The 5,918-nt window shown below is 70.3% G+C and carries 5 protein-coding genes; all 5 read left to right on the plus strand.

The window, feature by feature from the left end:
* Nucleotides 1-1,488, plus strand: a 1,488-nt coding sequence (locus tag EQG76_RS06525) for a heavy metal translocating P-type ATPase (protein ID WP_159711705.1), incomplete at its 5' end; no start/stop codon positions are given.
* 152 nt (nucleotides 1,489-1,640) lie between these two features.
* Nucleotides 1,641-3,116 (plus strand): glucose-6-phosphate dehydrogenase, encoded by a 1,476-nt coding sequence (zwf, locus tag EQG76_RS06530; protein ID WP_159711707.1) that lies wholly within the window; start codon nucleotides 1,641-1,643, stop codon nucleotides 3,114-3,116.
* Nucleotides 3,113-3,811, plus strand: coding sequence for a 6-phosphogluconolactonase (pgl, locus tag EQG76_RS06535; protein WP_159711709.1), 699 nt, complete (start codon nucleotides 3,113-3,115; stop codon nucleotides 3,809-3,811). The genes zwf and pgl overlap by 4 nt, the downstream gene beginning before the upstream one ends.
* A 23-nt stretch (nucleotides 3,812-3,834) precedes the next feature.
* Entirely contained in the window at nucleotides 3,835-5,679 is a 1,845-nt protein-coding gene (edd, locus tag EQG76_RS06540; RefSeq protein ID WP_159711711.1) for a phosphogluconate dehydratase, read from the plus strand.
* Nucleotides 5,676-5,918: glucokinase (locus EQG76_RS06545; protein WP_200840604.1), on the plus strand; the 243-nt coding region annotated here is incomplete at its 3' end. The genes edd and EQG76_RS06545, both read left to right, overlap by 4 nt.

Genomic DNA, 5,918 nt, shown 5'->3' on the forward strand with positions numbered 1-5,918 from the left:
GAGCTGCCCATTGCGGCCGTGGCACCCGGCGACCGGGTGCTGGTGCGACCGGGCGAACGGATGCCGGTCGATGGCGAGATCGTGGAGGGCAGCGGCCATCTCGACGAAGCGATGGTCACTGGTGAAAGCCTGCCGGTGGTCCGCGGCCCCGGCCAGCCGGTGATCGGCGGGACGATCAACCAGGACGCGGCGCTGGTGGTCGTCACCACGGCCACCGGTGCGGAAACCGTGCTGGCCCGAATCATCCGCATGGTGGAGAACGCCCAGGCGCAGAAAGCCGGCGTGCAGCGCCTGGTGGACCGCATCTCGACTTGGTTCGTGCCGGCGGTCCTCGCGATTGCGCTGGTGACGGCACTTGGGTGGTGGCTTGCCGGTGCGGGCATCGAGCCCGCCATCATCCATGCGGTCACAGTGCTCGTGATCGCTTGCCCCTGCGCGCTGGGCTTGGCCACGCCGGTCGCGATCGTGGCCGGTACGGGTGCCGCCGCGCGGGCCGGCATCCTGATCCGCGATCCGGCAGCGCTGGAAGCCGCCCATGCCATCGACATCGTGGCCTTCGACAAGACCGGCACGCTGACCGAGGGTCGGCCCGAACTGGCGGGGCTGATGACGGCGGCAGGCCAGGACGGCCGGCACCTCCTGGCGCTGGCGGCGGGCCTGCAGGAGGGCAGCGAGCATCCGCTGGCTGGGGCCGTCCGGACGGCGGCACGGGTAGAAGGCCTGATGCCTGCCGTGGCGACCGAGATCCGCTCCCTGCCGGGCCGTGGGCTGGAAGGCGTGGTGGCCGGCCAGCGCTTCGCGATCCTGTCGGAGCGGGCAGCACAGGAGGCCGGGGTGGTCGATGCGGCGCTGGCTGGCTGGGCAGCGGCGGCGGCCGCGAAGGGGCAGAGCGTCTCCTGGCTGGTGGCCTTGCCCAAGGGCGATGCGATGGCCGTGCTGGCGTTCGGCGACCGGCCCAGACCGGAAGCGGCGGCCGCGGTGGCGGCCTTGCGCCGCCACGGGCTGCGGGTCGCGATGCTGAGCGGCGACCATCCGGCGGCGGCCAGGGCGATTGCGGCCGAAATTGGCATCGAGGAGGTGCATGCCGGCCTCCTGCCCGCGGACAAGGTCCAGGCGGTGCAGGAACTGCGGGGCCAGGGCGCGCAGGTCGCGATGGTCGGCGACGGCATCAACGACGCGCCGGCACTGGCCGCGGCCGATCTCGGCATCGCACTAGGCTCGGGCACCGACGTCGCCATGGCGAGTGCCGGGGTGACCCTCGTGCGTCCCGACCCGCGGCTCGTGGCGGCAGCCCTGGCCGTGGCAAGGCGCACCCGCCGGACGATCGTCCAGAGCCTGGTGTTCGCCTTCCTTTATAACGTGCTGCTGATCCCGCTGGCAGCATTCGGCCAGCTCACCCCGGTGCTGGCCGGTGCCGCCATGGCGCTCTCCTCGGTGAGCGTGATCGCCAATGCCTGGCGCCTGAGCCGCTGGCACGCAAACTGCTAGCTACGAATTGTTAACCAGTTGCTGTTAAGCCTTGGTGCGGAAGCTGCCGGGAGGCCCGAGCGGCGGGCTTGGGGGTGCTAGGATATTGACGGAGCCGGCGCGGTTCGCCACGTCCCAGGGCTTGTCCGGATCACCACGGAAAGCGATCACACGTGACGGCACAGATCATTCCGGTTCAGTCCTTCGATCTCGTGGTGTTCGGCGGCACGGGTGACCTGGCTCTGCGCAAGCTGCTGCCGGGCCTCTACCAGCGCTTCCGTGACCGTCAGATGCCGGGGGACGCCCGGGTCCTCGGCCTGTCGCGCCGCGAGCTCAGCGACGAGGACTTCCGCTCCCAGGTGCGCAGCGCGCTGCACGAGCATGTGCCTGCCGACGACCTGGTGCCGGACGAGGTCGAGCAGTTCCTGGGGCGGCTGAGCTTCCTCTCGCTGGACGCCACCGGCGCCAAGGGCTGGCCGGAGCTGGGCAGGAAGCTGGCCGACAGCACCGAGCGGATCCGAGTGTTCTACCTGGCCACCGCGCCGGAACTGTTCGGCCCGGTCTGCGCCAAGATCGGCAGCGAAGGCCTGGTGACGCCGGAGACCCGGGTCGTGATCGAGAAGCCGATCGGCAAGGACCTCGCCTCGGCCCGGGCGGTCAACGAGGCGGTGGGTGCCGTGTTCGAGGAGCGGCAGATCTTTCGCATCGACCATTATCTGGGCAAGGAGACTGTCCAGAACCTGATGGCGCTGCGCTTTGCCAACGCGCTGTTCGAGCCGATCTGGAACCGGGCGGCGATCGACCATGTCCAGATCACGGTGGCCGAGACGGTGGGCGTGGGCAACCGGGCCGACTATTACGACCATAGCGGCGCGCTGCGCGACATGGTCCAGAACCACATGCTCCAGCTCCTCTGCCTGATCGCGATGGAGCCGCCGAACGCGATGGATGCCGATTCGGTGCGCGACGAGAAGCTGAAGGTGCTGCACGCGCTGAAGCCGATCCGGCCGGGCCGGGTCGACCAGGTGACGGTGCGCGGCCAGTACTCGGCCGGTGCGATCGAGGGCAAGGCGGTGCCGGGCTATCGCGACGAGCTCGGCCGGACCAGCGACACCGAGACCTTCCTGGCGATCAAGGCCGAGGTCGAGACCTGGCGCTGGTCGGGCGTGCCGTTCTACCTGCGCACGGGCAAGCGGCTGGCGCAGCGCGCCTCGGAGATTGTGGTGCAGATGCGCCCGATCCCGCACTCGATCTTCCCCCGCGATGCCGGCGAGGTCCGACCGAACCGGCTGGTGATCCGCCTCCAGCCGGACGAGGGCGTGCGCCTCTACCTGATGAACAAGGATCCGGGGCCGGGCGGCATCCGGCTGAAGAACACGCCGCTCAACCTGAGCTTCAGCGAGACCTTCAAGGTCCGCTACCCCGACGCCTATGAGCGCCTGCTGATGGACGTGGTGCGCGGCAACCAGACCCTGTTCATGCGCAAGGACGAGGTCGAGGCGGCCTGGACCTGGTGCGAGCCGATCCTGGAGGGCTGGCGCCAGTCCGACGAGGGGCCGGAGCAGTATGGTGCCGGATCATGGGGGCCATCCAGTGCTGTGGCGCTGATGGTGCATGACGGGCGTCGCTGGGTGGAGCCGGGCACATGAGCAACCGACAGATCGAGCATGGGAGCCGGGAGGAGCTGCGCGAGGCGGTGGTGACGGCGATCGCCGACGCGCTGCTCGCGGGCGTGACGGCCCATGGCCGGGCGGTGCTGGCGGTCTCCGGCGGCAAGAGCCCCGTGCCGATCTTCGAGGCGCTGTCCGCGCAGGCGCTGCCCTGGGACCGCGTGACCGTGACGCTGGTGGACGAGCGCTTTCTGCCGACCGACCATCCCGACAGCAACGAGGCGCTGGTGCGCCGCCACCTGCTGCAGCGGGAAGCGGCGGCGGCCGGCTTCATTGGCCTGCGCGGCACGGCCGCTTCCCTGGACGCGGCGGCGGCTGCAGCGGACCGGGCACTAACGGCCCTGCCCGAAAGCTTCGATGCAGTCGTGCTCGGCATGGGCGAGGACGGGCATACCGCGTCCTGGTTCCCGGACGGCGACCGGTTGGCCGCGGTGCTCGACCCGGACAACCTTCGGCTGGTCATGCCGATGCTGGCGGACAGCGCGACTGCGACGCGGGAGCGGCTCACCCTCACCCTGCCGGTGGTGGCGCGGGCGCGGCTCGTGCTGCTGCCGCTGGAAGGTGCCGGCAAGCTCGCCACTCTGGGGCGCGCCATGGAGCCAGGCCCTCTCGAGGCGCTGCCGATCCGGGCAGCCCTGAAGCTGCCGCAGACCCAGGTCCATACTGCGGGCTGAGATCCATTCGAGGAATCCTCCGCATGGCAGCAACCCTCCACTCTACTGTCGAGGCGGTCACTGAGCGGATCCGCCGGCGCTCGGCACCGGTGCGCAGCCGCTACCTGGACCAGTTGCGCCGGATGGGCGAGCGGGCACCACGCCGGCACAAGCTGGGCTGCGCCAACATCGCCCATGCGCTGGCATCCTGCGGGCCGAGGGACAAGGCGAAGCTGGAGGGCCAGGCTGCCCTGTCGATCGGCATCGTCACCGCCTATAACGACATGCTGAGCGCGCATCAGCCCTACGAGCATTATCCGGAGCTGATCCGCCAGGCGGTGCACGAGGCCGGCGGAGTGGCGCAGGTGGCCGGCGGCACGCCCGCCATGTGCGACGGGGTCACCCAGGGCTTTGCGGGCATGGAGCTGTCCCTGTTCTCCCGGGACACGATCGCCCTTTCCACGGCGGTGGCGCTCTCGCACGACACGTTTGACGGCGCCCTGGCGCTCGGCATCTGCGACAAGATCGTGCCGGGCCTGCTGATGGGGGCACTCGCGTTCGGCCACCTGCCGACGATCTTCGTGCCGGCCGGACCGATGACCACGGGTGCCTCCAACGAGGAGAAGTCCAAGGTCCGCCAGCTCTATGCCGAGGGCAAGGTCGGGCGGAAGGAGCTCCTGGCTTCGGAGATGAAGTCCTACCATGGACCCGGCACCTGCACCTTCTACGGCACCGCCAACTCCAACCAGATGCTGATGGAGGTGATGGGCCTGCACATGCCGGGGGCCGCCTTCGTCAATCCCGGCACGCCCTTGCGCGAGGCGCTGACCCGGGCCGCGGCCAGGCGGGTGACCGAGATCACGGCCCTCGGCAACGACTGGACGCCTATCGGCGAGGTCGTCGACGAGCGGGCGATCGTGAACGGCGTGGTCGGCCTGCACGCCACGGGCGGGTCGACCAACCACACGATCCACCTGGTCGCGATCGCGCGGGCGGCCGGCATTCAGCTCACCTGGGAGGACATGGCCGAGCTGTCCGAGGTGACCCCGCTGCTGGCGCGGGTCTATCCGAACGGCCTGGCCGACGTTAACCAGTTCCATGCGGCAGGCGGCATGGCGGTGCTGATCCGCGAGCTGCTGGAAGCGGGCCTGCTCCATGCCGACGTCAAGACGGTCGCCGGCGAGGGCGGGCTTGCCCGCTATGCCGAGGAGCCGAGGCTCGTGGACGGGCGGCTGGTCTGGACAGGCGGTGACGGCCAACCGCTCGACCGGAGCATCATCCGCACTGTAGCCGAGCCGTTCGATGCCAAGGGCGGGCTTGTGCTGCTCGCCGGCAATCTTGGCCGGGCGGTCAGCAAGGTATCGGCCGTGAAGCCGGAGCGACGGATCGTCCTGGCGCCGGCCCGGGTGTTCCATGACCAGGCCGACGTGCAGGCCGCCTTCAAGGCGGGCGAGCTCGACCGGGACGTGGTGGTGGTAGTACGCTTCCAGGGCCCCAAGGCCAACGGCATGCCCGAACTGCATAAGCTGACCCCGCCGCTGGGCATCCTGCAGGACCGCGGCTTCCAGGTGGCGCTGGTCACCGACGGCCGCATGTCGGGGGCATCTGGAAAGATCCCTGCCGGGATCCATCTCACCCCTGAGGCCGTCGATGGCGGACCGATCGCGAAGATCCGGAATGGCGACATGATCCGGCTCGATACCGTCGCCGGGACCCTGGAGGTCCTGGTGGATGCGGGCGAGCTGGCGGCGAGGGTACCTGCCGACGCCGACCTGTCATGCTACCAGAGCGGCATCGGGCGCGACCTGTTCGCCCCCTTCCGTGCCGCCGTGGGTCCGGCGGACCAGGGCGCGGCCGTGGTGGGCGGACCCTTCGGAATGGCGGCTTGAGCGAACTCCTCCTGGTCGGCGACGTCGGCGGCACGAACGGGCGCTTTGCCCTGGCGACGGAGGACGGCGCCCGGGCCGACGATCCGATCGTGCTGAAGAACGACGAGTTTCCGAGCCTGGGCGATGCGATCGCGGCATTCCTGGCGGAGATGGGCGGCCCCCGGCCGAGCCGGGCGGCCATCGCGATCGCCGGGCCGGTCACCGGCGACCTGGTCCGGCTCACCAACCGGGGCTGGGAC

Source organism: Geminicoccus flavidas (genome assembly GCF_009806515.1).
Lineage (GTDB): Bacteria > Pseudomonadota > Alphaproteobacteria > Geminicoccales > Geminicoccaceae > Geminicoccus > Geminicoccus flavidus.

Coding starts and splice junctions, on each gene's coding strand:
- pgl (WP_159711709.1), top strand. CDS start 3,113: ATGAGCAACCGACAGATCGAGCATGGGAGCCGGGAGGAGCTGCGCGAG.
- edd (WP_159711711.1), top strand. CDS start 3,835: ATGGCAGCAACCCTCCACTCTACTGTCGAGGCGGTCACTGAGCGGATC.